Source organism: Sphingomonas sediminicola (genome assembly GCF_049991885.1).
Lineage (GTDB): Bacteria > Pseudomonadota > Alphaproteobacteria > Sphingomonadales > Sphingomonadaceae > Sphingomicrobium > Sphingomicrobium sediminicola.
Genome location: NZ_CP178916.1, coordinates 71,680 through 89,838 on the forward strand (window position 1 = coordinate 71,680; position 18,159 = coordinate 89,838).

General features: G+C 61.6%; 14 protein-coding genes, 1 tRNA gene and 1 pseudogene. 8 read left to right on the plus strand and 8 right to left on the minus strand.

The features are described 5' to 3' along the window. Positions 1-33 precede the first annotated feature (33 nt). Positions 34-462, minus strand: coding sequence for a hypothetical protein (locus ACMC5O_RS00405; RefSeq protein WP_187708168.1), 429 nt, complete (start codon positions 460-462; stop codon positions 34-36). A gap of 354 nt (positions 463-816) precedes the next feature. On the opposite strand from ACMC5O_RS00405, the pseudogene ACMC5O_RS00410 reads away from it, so the two are divergent. From ACMC5O_RS00410 to ACMC5O_RS00435, 6 genes and pseudogenes are all read left to right on the plus strand, one after another. Then, positions 817-1,080 (plus strand): annotated as a pseudogene (locus tag ACMC5O_RS00410) (hypothetical protein); the annotation flags it as partial. A gap of 69 nt (positions 1,081-1,149) precedes the next feature. Further along, positions 1,150-1,527, plus strand: a complete 378-nt coding sequence (locus ACMC5O_RS00415) for a c-type cytochrome (RefSeq protein ID WP_246444122.1) — start codon at positions 1,150-1,152, stop codon at positions 1,525-1,527. 99 nt (positions 1,528-1,626) lie between these two features. Further along, positions 1,627-1,703 (plus strand) — tRNA-Arg (locus ACMC5O_RS00420). A gap of 57 nt (positions 1,704-1,760) precedes the next feature. Beyond that, positions 1,761-1,889 carry a hypothetical protein gene (locus ACMC5O_RS00425; RefSeq protein WP_281389381.1) on the plus strand — a complete coding sequence of 43 codons (129 nt, stop codon included), beginning with the start codon at positions 1,761-1,763 and terminating at the stop codon, positions 1,887-1,889. Positions 1,890-2,249: 360 nt separating this feature from the next. Further along, a complete protein-coding gene (locus tag ACMC5O_RS00430) occupies positions 2,250-3,149 on the plus strand; it encodes a hypothetical protein (RefSeq protein ID WP_187708166.1) in 900 nt (299 codons plus the stop codon). Between the two features lie 201 nt (positions 3,150-3,350). Then, positions 3,351-6,443: a TonB-dependent receptor plug domain-containing protein gene (locus tag ACMC5O_RS00435; protein ID WP_426693078.1), complete on the plus strand. Its 3,093-nt coding sequence runs from the start codon at positions 3,351-3,353 to the stop codon at positions 6,441-6,443. Positions 6,444-6,458: 15 nt separating this feature from the next. On the opposite strand, the gene ACMC5O_RS00440 is transcribed toward ACMC5O_RS00435, so the two are convergent. Both ACMC5O_RS00440 and ACMC5O_RS00445 read right to left on the minus strand, forming a co-directional pair. Then, positions 6,459-7,040 carry a GNAT family N-acetyltransferase gene (locus tag ACMC5O_RS00440; protein ID WP_187708163.1) on the minus strand — a complete coding sequence of 194 codons (582 nt, stop codon included), beginning with the start codon at positions 7,038-7,040 and terminating at the stop codon, positions 6,459-6,461. Between the two features lie 39 nt (positions 7,041-7,079). Beyond that, a complete protein-coding gene (locus ACMC5O_RS00445) occupies positions 7,080-7,631 on the minus strand; it encodes a PadR family transcriptional regulator (protein ID WP_187708162.1) in 552 nt (183 codons plus the stop codon). Between the two features lie 344 nt (positions 7,632-7,975). On the opposite strand from ACMC5O_RS00445, the gene ACMC5O_RS00450 reads away from it, so the two are divergent. Further along, entirely contained in the window at positions 7,976-11,353 is a 3,378-nt protein-coding gene (locus tag ACMC5O_RS00450; RefSeq protein ID WP_426693079.1) for a TonB-dependent receptor domain-containing protein, read from the plus strand. Positions 11,354-11,478: 125 nt separating this feature from the next. Then, positions 11,479-11,937, plus strand: coding sequence for a BlaI/MecI/CopY family transcriptional regulator (locus ACMC5O_RS00455; RefSeq protein ID WP_222949816.1), 459 nt, complete (start codon positions 11,479-11,481; stop codon positions 11,935-11,937). Positions 11,938-12,718: 781 nt separating this feature from the next. On the opposite strand, the gene ACMC5O_RS00460 is transcribed toward ACMC5O_RS00455, so the two are convergent. The 5 genes from ACMC5O_RS00460 to ACMC5O_RS00480 are packed head-to-tail and all read right to left on the minus strand — an operon-like array spanning position 12,719 to position 18,111. Then, entirely contained in the window at positions 12,719-14,350 is a 1,632-nt protein-coding gene (locus tag ACMC5O_RS00460) for a S10 family peptidase (RefSeq protein ID WP_426693080.1), read from the minus strand. Next, the gene (locus ACMC5O_RS00465; RefSeq protein WP_426693540.1) at positions 14,347-15,240 is read right to left on the minus strand and encodes a 50S ribosomal protein L11 methyltransferase; all 894 of its coding nucleotides are present in this window, start codon (positions 15,238-15,240) and stop codon (positions 14,347-14,349) included. Before ACMC5O_RS00465 ends, ACMC5O_RS00460 begins: the two co-directional genes overlap by 4 nt. Further along, positions 15,237-16,091 (minus strand): subclass B3 metallo-beta-lactamase, encoded by an 855-nt coding sequence (gene bla / locus ACMC5O_RS00470; protein ID WP_187708158.1) that lies wholly within the window; start codon positions 16,089-16,091, stop codon positions 15,237-15,239. Before bla ends, ACMC5O_RS00465 begins: the two co-directional genes overlap by 4 nt. Further along, on the minus strand, positions 16,081-16,785 hold the full coding sequence (locus ACMC5O_RS00475; protein ID WP_187708157.1) for an SDR family NAD(P)-dependent oxidoreductase: 705 nt from the start codon (positions 16,783-16,785) through the stop codon (positions 16,081-16,083). Before ACMC5O_RS00475 ends, bla begins: the two co-directional genes overlap by 11 nt. 36 nt (positions 16,786-16,821) lie before the next feature. Beyond that, the gene (locus ACMC5O_RS00480) at positions 16,822-18,111 is read right to left on the minus strand and encodes a methyl-accepting chemotaxis protein (protein ID WP_187708156.1); all 1,290 of its coding nucleotides are present in this window, start codon (positions 18,109-18,111) and stop codon (positions 16,822-16,824) included. Positions 18,112-18,159: the final 48 nt, after the last annotated feature.

Sequence of the window (18,159 nt, forward strand, 5' to 3'; positions counted from 1 at the left end):
ATGGGTGGAAAGCGGACATTGCGGCTCGCCTGCCTAGTTGATGTTTGCGTAACCGAAGACGATCAGACCGCCAGCTCCGAGAGCCCCGAATAACCAGCGTGCGGGAAGCAATCGAACGCTCGCATTGATGATCAGACCGAGCCATGCGACGAGAAAAGCAGGCATCCCAAGGACAATGTAAACGTAACCCAAACCGGCATTGGAATAGAGTGTGAATATCTCGCGAGAAAATGCACTGAGGGTGACGGCGGCATAGATCAGCCAGGCCAGCCAGCTAATCCATACAGCATCTTCATTGATGTAAGTCGAAACTCGCGCTGAGGCGACTTCAGGTGGTTGGTGTGTCCCTGCCTCAGGCGACTTCTTGGGCGGCAGGACGAGCGCCAAACCGATTGGCCAAAGAATGCCATTGATCATCAATGCAACGCCCAGCCAGGCACTGACCTTTGCGATCAAAATCACGTCGCCCCTCCGTCGCCTTTCCCGGGCGTCGTACTGCCGGTCTGTATGAGATTCATGAGCAAATCGTGAGGAAGTGCTGAGAAACGCAAACGTCCGCAATGGGTCGGAAGCCGCCACTCCGATATGGCAGGAATGCGTGGGAAGCTGCGACTCCAAAGGTTCGCCGCCCGCATCGATAGGGTCGGCGTAATTGGCTCCTGATGTGCTAAAAGCCCTTGGTCAGGGGGGGAACCTGCCATGAAATATCAATGGATTGTATTGCTGGTCGCGGGCGCGTGCCAACAACAACCGAGGTCAGCGGTAAAACCCGCAGAAATCACCTTCGATGGGGCAGAAGTCACTGAGGCTGCAGCGATGCGAACTCACGGCGAGCGCCTTTCTCGCGTCCTCGGCTGCCGCGGCTGCCACGGCAAGGATTTGCAGGGCCAGAACTGGGATAATGATCCCAAAGGCTATGGTGTACTCTGGGCCTCGAACCTTACTCGCGCAATTCCGGCAATGACCGATGCGCAGCTACGCGACGTTCTAACGAAGGGAATACACCCGCGTCGACGGGATCTTTGGCTAATGCCCTCGCAAATGTTTCAACACTTGTCGTCAGCGGACGTCGACGCACTGATTGCGCATCTTCGATCGGTAAAGCCCGCCGGTGAGGCGACTCCAGACCCACGGCCAGGTCCTCGCGCATTGAGTCAGATCAGGAGCGGCGAGGTAAAGCCTGCTGCGGCGCTCGTCCGCGAACGGCGCGATATGCTACCTTTCGACGCCGGCCCTTCACACGGGCTTGGTCGCTACATCACCGAAGTAACATGCGTCGAATGCCACGGAACGAAACTTGAGGGCCGCCATGACGAAGAAGGAAGTACGCCCGACCTGGTGGTCGCCAGTGGCTACAGCCGCGCAGAGTTCGATACGCTTCTAATCAAAGGCATCCCGTCGGGCGGCCGCAAACTCAAAAACCCATTGATGGGCCAAGTTGCCCGCAGTCGCTTCTCGCACCTCACGCCGCACGAGCGTGACGCAGTTTACGCATACCTGAAGGCGCGCGCAGAGCGACCGCAGTAGGTCTGCTTCGCCGAAGATCCGCTTTGGAACGGAAGCTGCCGCAGCAGCTTGGGGTCGAAAGTCGACATGCGGTCGGCGACGGATCCTGCTTGTCGGTGACCGCTCCTAGCTCAACTGGAGAGAGCGCCGGGCTTCGAACCCGGAGGTTGGGGGTTCGAGCCCCTCGGAGCGGGCCACAATTGAAGAGTCCGCAATGGGTGGAAAGCTGACATTGCCTCCCTTAGGCTCACGCGGTGCGCAACGTCCCAAATGACAGAACCAAGCCGACACTGCTTGAGATTGCCAAGACGAAGTCGGCGCTGGGCATTGCTCTAATCGCAATCGCCCTGCTCGCCTGGGCAGCGGGTCTCATTCGTCTCTAACGTCTGCTTTGGGTGGAAAGCGGACATTAGCGCGACCGCCCCCCAAAATGCCGGGCCCTTGGAAGAATTTTCGAGCCTGGCGATTAGTTCGATGATTCGGGCTCTCGCTCGTGCCGGCAATAGCTGGCCGATTGGCAGGTGCTCGCTAGGCAATCCGACCCCGCCGATCCCCGCTCTGCCTTTCGACCTCGGTTTGCGCTTCGGCTGAATTCAAGGTTCCTTGTGTAATAGTGCGAATCGCACTAAATGGGTGCAGTGCGCGTTGGCGAAGTCCCGGCCGTGCCCCCGACGGTCGGGGCCAGTCCCGGCCTGTCTGCAAGGCCTGTCGTTTCTCTGAAAGGATCCTTTGTGAGGGGAATAGTGTATTCGCTTTCGATCTTGGCGGCCGGCGTCATTGGCCCGTCGATTCCGGGTGCAGGGCTGGCGCGTTCCCACGCCCCTACGATTGCGCAATTTGAAACGCTCATCGCGGCCGACCGCAAATTGTCCGGACCCTTCGATCTTGCGGATGGAAGTTCGACCATCACGTCGCTCCTGACCGAAGACGTCGCTCTGTTTGCCATACCCGTTCCGGGCCTTGCCCGAAACAAAGCGGACGCGCGACAGGTGCTCGGCAAGGCGTTCGGACCGGGCCAGTCGGTCGTGACTACCGTGCCGATCCGCGTCGGGCTGTCGTCCGATGGCACCCAAGGCTTCAGCTTCGGCTTCATGAACGTCGGCAGAGATAAGCTGAAGTTGGGCAAATATGTTGCCTATTGGGTGCGCAGCGCCGCGGGTTGGCAGGTCGCGGCATTCAAATGGGTTCCCCGGCCGGAAGGCACCGTTTCGACGGGCCGGCGCGAGCCTGCGCTTCCAACAAAGTTTGCGGCTTCAGCCAAGGATAATTTTGCGCATGAGCAGTATCGCAAGAGCCTCGATGCGACCGAGCGGCGATTCTCCGCTGACGCGCAGACGATGGGGATTGGACGTGCGTTCCGCAAATATGGAAGCGCGGACGCCATGAATGTCGGCGGAGAAGCCGACTTCACCTTCGGCAATGATGCGATCGCCGAGGCGCAGGGCGGCGACGCAGCCAAGGGCAGCCCGGTTCGCTGGGCTCCTGACGGAGTCCTTGTCTCGTCGAGCGGTGATCTCGGCGTGACGTTCGGCTACCTCGACCGAAACGGCGCGACTCCTCCGGGCCGGCTGACGCGGATTCCCTTCTTCACAATCTGGCGTCGCGCGGCTCCGAAGGATGAATGGCGATACGTCGCTGAATAGAACGCTGAACGGGGCTCTCGGGTGCGGAGGGGCAACCGGCCATTCCCATGTGCGTGGACGATCGACTGGCGGCGGGGCTTGAGTCTGTGGCTCTCAGGACACAGAACATAGTATTAATAGTACTATATTTCACTTAAGCTATTGAGCTATCCGCCCGTTGCGTATGAGTACGCGTCGTACTTCTACGTCAAGGGGGAATCCATGCTGAAATCCGGTTTATTGAACACGACTGCGCTTGTGTCGGCTTTCGTTGTCTCGTCCCTTGCGCTGGCGCAGCCCGCCAACGCGCAGACACCCGACCCGGTCAATCCGGATCGTGACCCGTGCCGGGCTCCGGCCGATCTGCGCGATCCCAACGCAGCCTGCGCGCCGACGGACTCGGCGGCCGTCGAATCGATCGCTCAAGGGCAAGCGGCAAGACCGGCTTCTGAGGAAGGCGGCGTCGTCGTCGTCGGTTCGCGCATCCGCCGGGATCGCTTCAATGCGATCGACCCGATAACGGTCATCAATCGCGACGCAGCGGTTGACGCCGGATTCAATTCGACCGCCGAGGTTCTGCAGAACGTGGGCGTCACTGGAGGCACGGGGCAGATCAACGACACGTTCGGCGGGCTCGTCGTCCGGGGCGGCCCGGGCGTCAACACCTTGTCGCTCCGTGGACTTGGGCCCAGCCGGACTCTGATCTTGCTCAATGGACGGCGAATTGCTCCGGCCGGTACGCGCGGCCAGGTCCAGGCTGCCGACTTGAACGTGTTGCCGAATGCCGTTCTCGATCGCATCGAGGTCCTGAACACCGGAGCTTCGTCCGTCTACGGTTCGGACGCCGTCGCAGGTGTCGTCAACATCGTGACGCTCAGCAGATTCAATGGCCTTGCCGCCGAGGCCTCGATCCAGGCGCCGGAGATAGGCAACGGCGCGACGCAGCGTTACGCGATAACTGCCGGTGCGTCCGGCGAGCGTTTCTCGATCCTCGGATCGCTCGAGCTATTCGATCGCAACCGCATCACTCAAGGTGACCAGCCCTGGGCCCGCTGCCCGCAGCAACTCCGGCTCAGCCCGCTCGGCGTCAACGATACCGACAAATGCTTCCCGCTCGAGGAAGGTGGCGCCACCGTCAACACGATCGGAACCGGTTATTACTTCCTCGACGATCCAGCCGATCTGGCGTCCGGTTTCGAAACGGTTCCGGCGGGCTACTACCTCTATTGCAACCGCTGGCGGCCCAACCCGGCGAACACCACGGGCACGCTACCAGGATTCGAATGCGTGGGTGGACTGATCTATAGCCCGGTTGGCCCGACGGGCTACGGCGCAAATCTCAACGTCCGCGACACATCCACGCCTGCGTTCCTTCAGGCGGATATCGTGTCGCCGACCCGCAATTATACGGGATTCCTGACCGCAACCTACGACACGAACCTATTCGGTAATGGGCAGCTTTATACCGAGCTGCTGGTGACCCGCCGCAAGTCCCAGCAAAACGGCGCGGGGAGGCAGCTGCTTGTCGACTATCCAACCAACAGTCCTCTGGTTGCGGCCGGCCTTGGGTTCACTCCCCGCGCTCTCGGCGGCGGAGTCCGCACGCGCGTGTTCGCAGATTACGGCGTCTATGACAGCCATCAGGTTCAGGACTATGTGAAAGTCTCAGGCGGCTTTCGCGGCGACCTGCCGTTCGCTCCGTCTTGGCGCTACGACCTGTACGCCGCCAAGAGCTGGGCCGACGGCATGTACAGCTTCAACACGGGTCTCACTGACCGGGTCGCACAGAGCCTGGACGTCGTCCAGAATCCGGACGGCACCTTCCGCTGCCGCGACCTGAGCGGCGGCTGCGTTGCTGCGCCGATCCTGACGCCGGCAATCATTGCCGGGCAGTTCCCGGCTGCGTGGCGGGATTATGTCACGGACGATGTCGTCGGGAACACAAAGTTCCGCGAGTGGACCGCCAACCTAACGGTTGACGGCCCCCTGTTCGAATTGCCGGGCGGCAAGGCCCAGGCGGTGGTCGGCCTCGAATACCGCAAGTCCAGTATCAACGACCGGCCCGCTGAAGACAGCATTCGAGGCAACCTTTACAACTTCACCTCTGCGCCGGTCACCAAGGGCTCCGACAACGTCTGGGAAGCCTACACCGAGCTCGATTTCCCGATCCTTCGCAATGTCCCGTTTGCCGAGGCCCTGACTGTCAACGTTTCGGGTCGCTACACCGACTACAAGTCGTACGGTTCCGACACGACCTACAAATTCGGCGGCCTCTGGTCGCCGACTCGATGGCTGTCGTTCCGCGGCAGCTACGGTACGTCGTACAGGGCTCCTGCCCTGGCGGAACAGTTCCTGGGTTCGACCACCGGCTTCCTCGCCAGCACGGCAGATCCTTGCAATGACCTTGCGGCGGTGGCCAACCCGACCGTTCGGGCTAAGTGTCTTTCGGAAGGTCTGCCCAACAGCTTTCGGCAGCTAAGCGGCGTTACCGTGATCCAGCGAGGCGGTGCGGATTCGGGGCTTGAGGCCGAAACGTCAACGAACCTGACCTTCGGCGGAGTGCTTCAGCCAACTCTCGGATCGTTCGGCAATCTGTCGCTGGCGGTCGATTACTTCCGGGTTGAGGTGAGCAACGGTGTGTCACAGCTCGGCGCGGGTACGATCGCCAGTGGTTGCTACAACGGCACTCATCCCGAATACTGCCAGTTCGTAAGCCGCGCTCCCTACACGGGAACGGGCACTGGCGCCCTCACGTTGACGACCACCTTCGTCAACATCGCCACCGACATCGTGAAGGGCATCGACTTCGTGCTTCGCTACGACCGCGAGCTGGGTCCGGGCAAACTTGATGTGGGTATCCAGGCAGTGAAGATCCTTGATCGGATCAACCAGACCGATCCGGACACCGCGCCGTTCGACTTTGCCGGTTCGATCGGCAATCCGAAATGGGCGGGCACAGCGCATGTCGGCTATGACTGGGGGCCGTGGTACGCTCGCTGGGGGGTCGACTATATCAAGGGCACCGATGACCGCTTCATTACCGAAGACGTGGATGGTGATGGGGTGATCGACTTCGATCCCGCGGTTTACGACTTCTCGGTGCCTGATTATTTTCTACACACGGCATCGATCCGGTTCGAACCGTCGAACAGGTACAGCCTGACGCTTGGCGTACGGAACGTCTTCGACAGGAAGCCCCCGAAGATCACGTCTGAGGATCCGTTCGTGAACACGATCGCGAACGTCCCCTTGCAGGCGGGCTTCGACGTGCGTGGCCGGACGTTCTTCGTGAACGCGCAGGCCAAGATCTTCTAGAATCGGGGTCAGCGCCTAATCTGGCGGGCGGTGGCCTTGTGCTGCCGCCCGCTTTGTTTTGCCAGCCTCATCAAAGTCGAGAAGGTGGCGGACACAGGACCTCGACTGTCCTTGGCTGGCGATAAACTCGTCTGCCAGTCCAGCTTCGACAAAACCGAGCTTGCCGAGCAACGTTCTCGAAGCCTGGTTGTCCGGTAGAACCAGGGCCTCGATTGTGGAAAAGCCGAGAAATTCTCGAGCAGCGGGAATGACATTGGACAGAGCCTCGGTCGTCAGGCCGTGTCTTCGATATGACGTTCCGATCCAGTAACCGATCCTCGCAAGCCGATCGGAAACGAGCCAGAGACCGACCCACCCGAGCAAAGTGCCGTCCGCCTTCCGGACGATCGCAAAATTCACGGCCTTTCGCTGTGAGAGAAGGTTTTCCGATGTTCGGATTCGATCGAGCGCCTCCTCCTCCGTCATAGGACTGCGCCAGGTCGACAACTGGCTGGCGACGTCGGGGCTGACCAGCCTGGCAGTTGGAGCTGCGTCCTCTTCAGCAACCGGTCGAAGGAGTAGGCGAGGCGTACCTACGACTGGGAGCGCAGTGCCCATCACGCGGATCGATGCGGCAATCGAAAAGAGTGTCTGCGCCTATTTCTCGTTGGTGACCGCATAAAGTAGCTCGTCCAGCCAATCCATCTTGACCCGAAGGCTCTCGACGACGCTTCGGTAGGCGATCTCCTGATAGGGCACGGTAACAGACTGATTATAGTCGTCGAGCACTTCGCGGCGCCTCTTGACCAGCGACTTAGCCCTGATGATCCACTTGACCCGTTCAGCGTCGGACAGAAGCTCCAGGGCAAGCATCCGTGTTCTCAACGGATCGTCAACGACGACCAAGGCGTCTTCAAGCTTGAGAACCCATGCCCGAACCGCCGCTCTTCCAGCCGCTGTCACCTCGAGTTCTTCGCTGTTGCGGCCATCGCCCTTCAACTTTCGGGCCCTGAGAAAACCCTTGGCCTTCAATCGGCGAACAGCTGGATAAACTTGCCCCTTGCTTGCGTTGATCGACGTGACCGGCGAGAGCTCGAACGCCTTCACAAGCTGGTAGGCTGTGACGGGCTGCTGACGAAGGGCAACCGAAAGCAGCATGCCCTCGTGCTCCGTGACGTCGACCTCCATCGAGGCCTTTTGATTTACCACTGAGGTCCGGCCTTCGTCTCGGTCTCGGCGGCGCATGTCATGGCAAGGTCTTAAGTCAGGCCGCCAATTGCCTCAACCCTCAAGCGAAACATCGTTCGGTGCAAACCGCACCGACATTCGAAGACCGAATCTTGAGCCGGCAATGCCGCGCCGAAGTTCCGAGGGGTCAAAGGGACGCCGGCGTGTCATCTAGGCCACACCAGACGGAGAAAATGTTACGACACGTACCAAATTCATAACACTGAAACAAAGCATGCTGCTAACTGACCGGGGAAGGCATAAAGAACGAAACGTACTACATTCCGTTGGAATGGATATCCGTCGGCCACTACACGGGGGAGATTATGAAACTCACACTTCGCCAACATTTGCTGGGATCAACCTTGCTCGTCGGAGCGTCGGCATTCGGCACGCCCGCAATGGCGCAGGATACCGAACCGGCGGGGTCCGAACCGACCGGTCCGGTTGAGACCCAGCTAACGCCGTCGGTTTCGGCAGAGGGTGAGGACGTCCAAGGAGGACAGGACATCATCGTCACCGGTTCGCGCATTCCGCAGCCGAACCTCGAATCCGCCAGTCCGGTGACGGTCGTGAACGATCAGGACATCAAACTTTCCGGTACCTCCAGGATCGAGGATGTCCTCAACCAGCTCCCGTCGGTTGGCGCCGCCCAGGCGTCAGGCGTGTCGAACGGCGCGACCGGTACCGCGGAAGTCGATCTTCGCTACCTCGGCCCGAAGCGGTCGGTGGTCCTGGTAAACGGCCGGCGTCTCATGCCGGGTGACCCGGTCAGTACCAATCAGTCGGCCGACCTGAACGTTATTCCGTCGGCGCTGGTTCGCCGCGCGGAAGTCCTGACCGGCGGCGCATCGTCGGTGTACGGTGCGGACGCGGTTGCGGGCGTCGTCAACTTCATCATGGACACCAGCTTCGAGGGGGTCCGTTTCGATGGCAACTGGAGCACCTGGCAGCACAACCAGGATGATCCGAGCGTGTCGGGTGGCCTCAACATGAGCGACATCCTCGCTTCTCGAGGATACGCCCAACCGACCGGCAGCGTGACGGACGGCCGCTCGATCGACGGCACCGTCACCATCGGCGCTGGGTTCGATGACGGCCGCGGCCATGCGGTTGCATATTTCGGCTATCGCAATACGAAACCGGTTCTCCAGCGCGATCGCGACTACTCAGCCTGTGTCATCCAGAACACCGGCGGAGGCATCCCGCGTTGCGGCGGGTCGGCGACGGCAAACCCTGGTAACGCGGTTATCTTCGCGACGACCACCGAAGGCAGCATTACCTCTACCCTCGCCGCACTCGGCCCGGGAACGATCGCTCCGTTCGGATCGAATATCTACAATTATGGCCCGCTGAACTACTTCCAGCGGCCGGACGAGCGCTACATCGCCGGCACCTTCGCCGACTATGAGATCAGCCCGGCAATCAAGCCCTATCTCGAGTTCATGTTCATGGACGATCGCACGGCGGCGCAGATCGCTCCCTCGGGCGACTTCGGCAATACGCTGACCATCAACTGCGACAATCCATTCATGTCGACGGCGCAGTTTGACGTCATCTGCGGCAATTCGAACAACCTGATCAACGGCTTTCTGGGAAGCTTCCCGCTGGCAGTGGGGGCGCCGTACAATCCGAACCCGGGAGACCCAGCGGTCCTTTTCCCCAATACGGTCCCGGGGGGCGCGGACTATAATCGCGCGTACTTCCAGCTCCTTCGCCGCAATACGGAAGGCGGACCCCGCATCGCCGACCTTCGTCACCAGGCGTGGCGCGGGGTGCTCGGGGCACGCGGCGACCTGTCGAATGTCTTCTCGTACGACACCTACTTCCAGTACGGCCGTACGCTCTACGAGCTGATCTACAAGAACGAGTTCTCGATCTCGCGTCTCACTCGAGCTCTTGACGTGATTGACGATCCGACGATCGCAAATACGCCGACGAGCCCGTTCCAACCTGTTTGCCGCTCAGTCGTGGACGGAACGGACCCGTTTTGTCAGCCCTATGATCCGTTCGGCACCGGCCCGACAGCCGCTGCAGTCAATTACCTAAACGTTTATGGAACCCAGCAGGGTATCACCTCCGAGCAGATCGCGAACTTCAACGTGACCGGCCTGCTCGGCGAGATGGGCTGGAAGACTCCATGGGCGGAAGACGGTGTCGCGTTAAATGCCGGCGTGGAGTATCGACGCGAATCCCTCGAGCTTAACCCCGATCAAGCGTTCCAAACGCTTCCGTCAAGCGACCTTGCGGGGCAGGGCACTGCGGTCCTCCCGGTCAGCGGCAATTTCAAGGTCTGGGAAGTCTTCGGCGAAGCGCAGATCCCAATCGTCCAGAACAGGTTCATCGATGAGCTGACCCTCGGCCTAGGCTACCGCAAGTCTTGGTATACGGTGAGCAACGGCCGAAAGTACGATACCGACACCTACAAGCTGTCACTTGAGTTCGCTCCAATCCGCGGTGTCCGGTTCCGCGGCGCCTACAACCGTGCGGTCCGCGCCCCGAACATCCAGGAGCTGTTCGCACCACAGATTGTCGCCCTCGACGGCAGCAACGATCCGTGCGCCAAGGTCATCACCGCAACGGATTATGGCTGTCTCGCACAGGGTCTGGTTGTTGGTCAGTCGCCGTCTCCGAACCCAGCCGGCCAGTACAACGGCTTGCTTGGTGGCAACGAGGACCTGATCCCGGAAACCGCGACCACGACCACCCTTGGCGTCGTGCTTCAGCCGAGCTTCATCCCGAGACTCGCGCTGACGGTCGATTGGTGGGACATCAAGCTGAAGGACGCGATCCAAGGTCTTGGCGCGGACGCGGTCTTGAACACCTGCGTATCTCAGTCGACCGCTTCGTTCACGTCGCCTGCGTGCGAAATGGTCGTCCGCGACCCGGCCGGGTCGATCTGGTTGACGGCCGGGGGTTATGTCGTCGACACACCCTTGAACACCGCGAAAATGCGTAACCGCGGCATGGATTTCAACGTCGCCTACTCGCACCCGTTGTTCAACTTCGGCAAGATGTCGTGGAGCTTCATCGGCACCCGCATGCTAAAGGCGCGGGTCGATAACGGCCTGTCCCAACCATACGATTGCGTCGGGTATTTTGGCCCGGTTTGCTCGGGCGGCGGCGTCGCGGCCGCGGCACCGATCCCGAAATGGCGCCACAAGCTGCGTGCTTCGTGGCAGTCGAACTTCGGTCTCGGGCTGTCGCTGCAGTGGCGCTATGTCGGCAAGGTCAAGGCTGAAACGCTTCAGGAGAACAACACCGTCGGAGGCGACTTCAACTTCGATCCGGGCCTGAACGTGAAGGGCCAGAACTACCTCGACCTCTCGGCAACATTCAGCCCGATCGATCACGTCAGCCTGCGGGCAGGTATCAACAATCTGTTCGACAACGACCCGCCGCGTATCACGGGTGGCAATGCCGCGCGCGGCGGATCGAACCTATGTCCGACCGGCCCGTGCAACGGCAACACCTACCCGGGTACCTGGGATGCTCTCGGCCGCCTGCTGTGGGTTGGTGCGACGATCGACTTCCTGCCTCCGAAGCCGGCTCCGGCTCCGGTTGTGCCGGCAGCCCCGCCGCCGCCTCCGCCGCCGCCTGCCACGCAGACCTGCCCGGATGGTTCGGTGATCCTGGCGACCGAGGCCTGCCCGGCCCCGCCGCCTCCGCCGCCTCCGCCGCCGCCTGCGCCAGAGCGCGGTTAGCGGGATGAATTCAGCTCAGCCGAGCGCGCGGAATGCTCGGCTGGGGGCTGGTGTGCACGTCACTGGCCCAAGCCCGCCGGCGGGTTCCCCTTTCCGGCGGGCCCCACTCTCAGGGAGGAGTCGTAATGCGTGACAAATCGGTTGAGCCAGAGCGCTATGAGGGTCTTCTTCCGCCTCAAGTTTTGAATCTTGCGCGGTGCGAACGAGAGGTCGCGGTCATCATCTATCTTGAGGGATCGGCCACCGCGAAGACAATAGAAGCCCGGTTGCCGCGAAAGTTATCCAACGGGGCGATCCGCTCGATGCTTGGCCGGATGTGTAAGAAAGGGATTCTGAAGAGGCGCAAGATTACAGGGTCTCATATCCCCGGCGATCGCCGAATCCCTTATCTCTATTCTCCGGCAATTACGCCCGATGCGGTGAAGAATCGGGCACTTTTGGAAGTCGCACGGGATTATTTCGGTGGTTCATTGGCGCATCTCGCGCAAGCAGCGGAAAGGGTCTTGCAGCAGTCAGTCGACGCGAGGTTTGACCCAAAGTCTTATGAAAGAGAAAGGCAGCAAAGAGTTGGTTGTGCGCGTTGAAGCAAGGAGCGCGATCGGTGGATCGTCACCGTGAGAATTGCCGGGAGACAACCTTGGCCGGAATGCATTCCGATGTGATCCGCGAGGACGAGAGTCCGCAATGGGTGGAGTTCGAACACTACAGCATGCGATCCAGATCTAGTTCATCTCGCGCTCGAGTAATGATCACCGATGATCCGTTCCGTCCTCTTTTCGGTGCTCTTAGTCGTCGGCTGCTCGTCAGGAGACTCGAAGAGCCAACCCCTCTCGGCGCCTCGAGCTGACGAACATACCGCTCGGATCGTCATGCTCGCCGAACCTAACCCAGGTATTACGGTTGCTGCACGGCCTGCTAGTCAAACCAGTTAAATCCTAGATGTCAGGCGGCCCACGAATAGGGTCCGGCCCGATTCCATCAGCGATTTGTTCCCATGTTGGAATGTGGCGAAACCCGGGGTTACCTGACTGGTCCCTCTTCAGCTGGCGTGATTAGCGGCGGGAGCGCAACTGCACAGGTTCAAATCTCGCGCGGTGATTGGAATGGTCGTCTGCGCGAGGCCCAACCACGCATCATCTGGAGCCTGGCCAAAGCCGCCACATGTTTTGACGCCAAGGTGTCCCATGCCGTGCACGTGGTCGATGAGGCTGGCAACGTTCTCCGCGTTCAAAGTGTGTCGCTCGACGCGCTTTGCCACTGCGACTTTATGGGATCCAACACTTGGTACCGTTGCTGAAATAGTCTCATTCAGGCATCCTCTAATGTCTGCAATGGGTCGAAAGCGGACATTAGCTCTCGGCCCACCTACCGCGAGTTGGAAGTCCGCCGAATGAAATTCGCGACCTTGTCGTGGATTTCGATGAGCGACGGGTGGTGCGCGTACACCATGTGGCCGGCCTCGTAGTAATGATACTCGATATTGGCTGAGAGGCTTGGCGGGACGGGCAGGTGGCGAAGCTCGAACTTGCCCGCGAAATAGGGTGTCGAGACGTCGTAATAGCCGCCGTTGACCATCACCTTCATGCTTGGGTTCTGCTTCATCGCGACGGCCAGATCGGGAAGCACGTTCGGCAGCGCGATCAACGCCTTGTCCGCTCCGGGCGGCTGGTGCTTGTAGTCCCAACTTCCGTAGATATCGATGCCGGACTTGAACTCGATTCCATCTCCGTAATGAAGCCTGTCGCGGACGTAATTGTTGTACGCCCCGACATAGGCGGCGCTGATTGCACTGCTCTGCGGGTCCCAGGTCGCAACCTTGCTGAGCGGGTCGAGCGTCGCTCCGACGAACCGCGTGTCGAGCGTCCCGGTGGTCGCCGACTGGTCGGCCAGAAGCTCCTTCTGGAACGCGCCATATTCGATCCGCAGATTGGTCTTGAGCAGGTAGGCGACGGACAGGCCGGTGTACGCCGACAGTTGCTGCGCGATACGCTGGCGTTCCGCGTCGGACAGTTCGTTGCCCTTCATCAGCGCCAACGCATAATCGGTCGTCGCGAACGTCTCCACCTGCGCAAGGAACGACTGCAGGTCAGCCGGTCGGTTCGCGACGCGGTTGTGATACCAGGCGGTGGCCGCATAGGTCGGCAATGCGACGACGTAGGACAGGTCGATTCCCGGATTGAGCTGCGGATCGTCGGGAACGAGGTCCCAGTTCAGGATGTCCGACAGCAAGATTACGCCGTTCAGGTCGACGTCGCGCTTCTGCAGCGCCAGCGCGAGGCCCGCACCGCGCATGGTTCCGTAGCTTTCACCGAACACATATTTGGGCGAATCCCAGCGGCGGTATTTCGACAGGAACTGGGTGATGAACTGGGCGAAGGCGTCGATGTCCTGGTCTACGCCGTAAAAGGCCTTTTCCTTGTCCTTGCCGGCGATGCGGCTGAACCCGGTTCCCGGGGCGTCGATGAAGACGAGGTCGGAAGCGTCGAGCAGGCTCTGATCGTTATTGACAACATTGTAGGGGGCAGACGTGTGCTGCTCATCCAGCGCAAGTACGCGGACGGGTCCGAACGCGCCCATGTGCAGCCAGACCGTCGATGAGCCCGGGCCGCCGTTGAACAGGAACGTGACCGGGCGGCCGGACGTGGGAACGCCGTCGCGGAAATAGGCGGCGTAGAACATCGAGGCCTCGGCCTTGGGCTCGTCGTCATCCTTTTTGTCGGACTTCTGCGAGGCCGCTTCGATCGCGTCGGTGTCCGACCAGTCCTTCGGATGAACGACCAATGTCCCCGCCACGGCGTGGTAGGCGATCTTTCGTCCGCCGACCGAGACCGAACCGGTCGATCTTACTTCGGTGGGCTGGAAGAGCGGCTTCGCAGGTTCGGTGGGTTTCGAGGGCGTCGCGGCCGGCTTCTGAGCCTCTGCCCTCGGCGGTTCCGAGACGGGCGTCGCGGCCGGCGCAATCTGCGTCGCGAGAAGTGCAGCAACAATGAGATTCATTTCCGGGTCGGTCCTTTAAGCACGACGACCGGCCATTCTCCGGTGCCACGATCTTGGAGTTCAAGGCCCTGCTTTTCAAAAGCCCAGGCGACTGCATCGGCCTGCGTGTCGAGCAGGCCCGCGAGGATGATCGTTCCACCCGGCGCAAGCGCCGCCGTGAAGGCTGGGGCAAGCTCGATCAACGGCCCGGCGAGGATGTTGGCGATCAGCAAGTCGAACGGCGCTCGCGCGGCAAGCATCGGCGAATCCATGCCGTCCGCAACGGCGAGCAACAATTCGCCCGCGCCATGCCCGGTCCTAACCGCATTGATCGCGGCATTGTCGCGCGAAACGTCGATGGCGATCGGGTCGATGTCGGTCGCGATGCATTTCGCATCCGGCCAAAGCGCGAGCGCCGCGAAGGCGAGCAGACCTGTTCCCGTTCCAATGTCGGCGATGTTGGAGAATCGCTCGCCTGATACGGCAAGCCGGTCGAGCGCATCGAGGCAGCCCGCTGTGGTCGCATGCTGGCCAGTGCCGAACGCGAGACCCGCATCGATCTCGAAATTGACCGTGTCGGCGGGCCGGTCGGCGTAATGCATCGGAGTATGGACGAAGAAGCGGCCGGCGCGGATCGGCTGAAGTCCTTGCTGGCTCTTCGTCACCCAGTCGGTTGAATCTTCGAGATGCTCGATCTCGGGTTCTCCCGTGCCCAGCTGCTTCAGCTCGGCGAGTTCGTCGTCGGTCGGCTCAGAATCGAAATAGGCGTGGATCACCCATTCATTGGGCCGGGCCTCATCAGGTTCATCGGCGACGACGACGGGCGGCGACGCGCTCGCGAGGAAAAGGTCGGCTTCGGGGACCGCCTCGCCTTGTGCGCGCGTACAGGGGATGGTGACGCGGTAGCTTATTTCGCCTGCTCCTTCGCCAGCCGCTCATCCAATGCTTTGCGGCCGCGGTCCGCGTAGGCTTTGCACGCGCTGCGATCGATCAGCGGCGCCTTTCCGGCGAGGCGGTCGTAGAAATTGCTCGCGCCCGGATGCGGTGTGATCAGCAGGTCGCAACGAAGACGGGCGATCTTGAACAGGCTGTCGCGGAAGGCCGCGACATATTTCTTGTGGTCGGAGAAGCGGTACTCCTCCGCCGAGACCGCCGACACGCTGTCCGCATAGACGATGTTTACGCAGCGCTTTCCGTCGCACGAGCGCCACGACCAGGTCGTGCTTCCAGGCGCATGGCCAGGCGTCGCATATGCCGTGAGGCTGAGCGGCCCCTGACGGGCGACGAAGCCGTCGGACAACATGATCCCGACCTTCGCTCCGGGGAAGGGCTTGTGCATCCCCCACTGCGGGTCCTCGCGATTCACGATTCCGGTCTCGAACGTCAAATATGCCGCCGGCATCGACATTACGGTCGCGCCGGTCAGCCGCTGCAGCTCGGCAACTCCGCCGACATGGTCGAAATGCTCATGGCTCGCGCCGATCAGCTTCACGTCGGAGAGCTTGAATCCGAGACGCTCGACATTCGCGGCGATCGACGGCGCGGCTTCCGCCGTCGCGGCATCGAGCAGGATATGCCCGCGAGGTCCGGTGATGAGCAGCGACACGATCCCGCAGGTTCCGACATCGTAGACATTGCCGAAGACCCGTACCGGCGGCGCAGGATCACTCCAGCCGTCCTTGCCGGCACAGGCAGCCTGATGCTCTGCGACGGTGGCCGGATTCGCCGCGGCAAGTGCAGCGGCGGCGATGCTAGCGAACATAGCTCGCGCCGTTCACGTCGATGGTGGAGCCGGTCGAGGACGCAGGCGCTTCGGTCGCGAGCCAGCGGATGACCTCCGCGACTTCGTCCGTGCTGGCGACGCGGCCGAGTGGGATGTCGGCGATGATCGCAGCGCCGCCTCGGCCCTGCAAATATTCCTCGGTCATTTCGGAAACGGTGAACCCTGGCGCGACCGCGAAGGCGAGAATTCCCTCGGCTGCATAGCCGCGCGCGATCGTCTTGGTCATGCCGATCAGCGCCGACTTGGACGCGGCATAGTGCCAGTGCTGCGGGCTGTCCCCGCGCCAGCCCGCGCGGCTGGCAACGTTGACGATCCGGCCGGGGATGCCGAGGTCGAGGAAGTGCGAAACGGCTAGCTTCGAGAGGTCGGCCGCAGCCTGGAGATTGACCGTTAGTGTGCGATTCCAGGCGGCGCGCCATTCGTCGTCAGTCGCATTGTCGGGCACTGCTTCGTAGATGCCGGCATTATTGACGAGGACGTCGATCTGCCCGCCTAGCTCGTCGAGCGCCGTGTCCCAGATGTTCCGCGGCGCGGCTGGATCCATCAGGTCGCCGGCGATCAGTTCCTGGCTGCCCTTGGTGGAATGGCCGACGACATTGTGGTCGCGTGACTTTAGCAGCTCGTAGGCGGCGGCGCCGATGCCCCGGCTGGCTCCGGTGATCAGGATGTTCATGAGCGCCGACTAGCCCCGCCGACGCGGCGGGGGAAGTCAGGCGGCTACGCGAGCGACGAACTCTTTGGTCTTCGACGTGAAGTCGGCGATCTGCTCGGAGAAGCGGCCGAAGCCCTGCTCGACCTGATCGATGTCCTTCGCGACATTTTCGGTGTCGGTCCGGATTGCGGCGATCGTCGAGCTCATCGAGTCGGCCGCGAGCGCAGTCTCGTCGACGGCAGCGGTGATCATTGTCACCGTCTGGGCCTGCAGCTCCATCGCCTGGCGGATGCGGTCGGCGGAGGTCTGGACCTCCTCGACGGTGCCCTGGATGGAGCCGTTGGCCTCGACGGTCTGGCGAGTCGCCTGCTGGATCGCGGTGATCTTGGCGGTGATATCGTCAGTTGCGCGAGCAGTCTGCGACGCGAGGCTCTTCACTTCCTGCGCGACGACCGCGAAGCCACGGCCGGCGTCGCCTGCGCGAGCGGCTTCGATGGTGGCGTTGAGGGCGAGCAGGTTGGTCTGGCCCGCAATGTCGCGGATCAGGCCAAGGATCGATTCGATTGCTTCGACATGACCGGACAGCGCCTGGCTGACCTTCACTGCCTGGCTGGCCTGGTCGCCTGCGCGGGTCGCGACGTCTGCAGCGACTTCGACTTCCGAGCGCGCATCTTCGATCGCGCGGATCAGGCCGGCTGCGGTCTGGGCAGCCTCGCGCATGGCGACTGCCGACTGTTCGGCGGCGGCGGCAACTTCACTCGTCTTGCCCAGCATTCCGCGGGCCGAAGCGGCAGTCGAGCGTGTGCGCTCCGTCAGCGATTTCGACTGGTCGCTGCTGGCGCGGACCAAATCCGTAACGCGGCGTTCGAACTCGTCGCTCTGCTTCCCGCGAGCCTCGGCGGCATCATTGGCTTCGAGAACGGCGATCTGGGCGAGGATGATGTCTTCGGCGTAGGCGAGCGCGCGGTTGAACGCGTCGATTGCCGTTAATTTGTCTTCGCTCTTGCCTTCGAAGCGCACTTCGAACTCGGCGATCACGTCGCGCGACATGGAAGCATGAGCAGCGATGAACTCGGGTACGCTCTTCTTGTTGGTGAACATGTGCACGCCCTGCTCCGCGACGGCGCGGACCCAGGACTGGTCGACCTTCATGGTGAAGTAGGCGCGGTTCAGCTTGACGGCTTCCTCGCCGAAATGGCGGCGCGAGCACTCCTCGATGACATCGCCGGCCTGGCCCCAAAGCCAGCGCAGCGAGTCCTGAAAACGGCCGCCGTCGGTGTAGGCCCGAAGCCGCGAGGAAACCTGCTCGTCGGATAGGCGCTGAAGATTCCCGATGTCGCCGCTCATGCTCTTAGTTCCCGCCTTCTCTCACTCGAATGTTGCCGACCACATGCT

Excerpts from the sequence above, each read along its gene's own strand:
- ACMC5O_RS00460 (WP_426693080.1), bottom strand. The coding sequence starts at position 14,350 with ATGAATCTCATTGTTGCTGCACTTCTCGCGACGCAGATTGCGCCGGCC.
- ACMC5O_RS00440 (WP_187708163.1), bottom strand. The coding sequence starts at position 7,040 with ATGGGCACTGCGCTCCCAGTCGTAGGTACGCCTCGCCTACTCCTTCGA.
- ACMC5O_RS00435 (WP_426693078.1), top strand. The coding sequence starts at position 3,351 with ATGCTGAAATCCGGTTTATTGAACACGACTGCGCTTGTGTCGGCTTTC.
- ACMC5O_RS00480 (WP_187708156.1), bottom strand. The coding sequence starts at position 18,111 with ATGAGCGGCGACATCGGGAATCTTCAGCGCCTATCCGACGAGCAGGTT.
- ACMC5O_RS00450 (WP_426693079.1), top strand. The coding sequence starts at position 7,976 with ATGAAACTCACACTTCGCCAACATTTGCTGGGATCAACCTTGCTCGTC.
- bla (WP_187708158.1), bottom strand. The coding sequence starts at position 16,091 with ATGTTCGCTAGCATCGCCGCCGCTGCACTTGCCGCGGCGAATCCGGCC.
- ACMC5O_RS00475 (WP_187708157.1), bottom strand. The coding sequence starts at position 16,785 with ATGAACATCCTGATCACCGGAGCCAGCCGGGGCATCGGCGCCGCCGCC.
- ACMC5O_RS00455 (WP_222949816.1), top strand. The coding sequence starts at position 11,479 with ATGCGTGACAAATCGGTTGAGCCAGAGCGCTATGAGGGTCTTCTTCCG.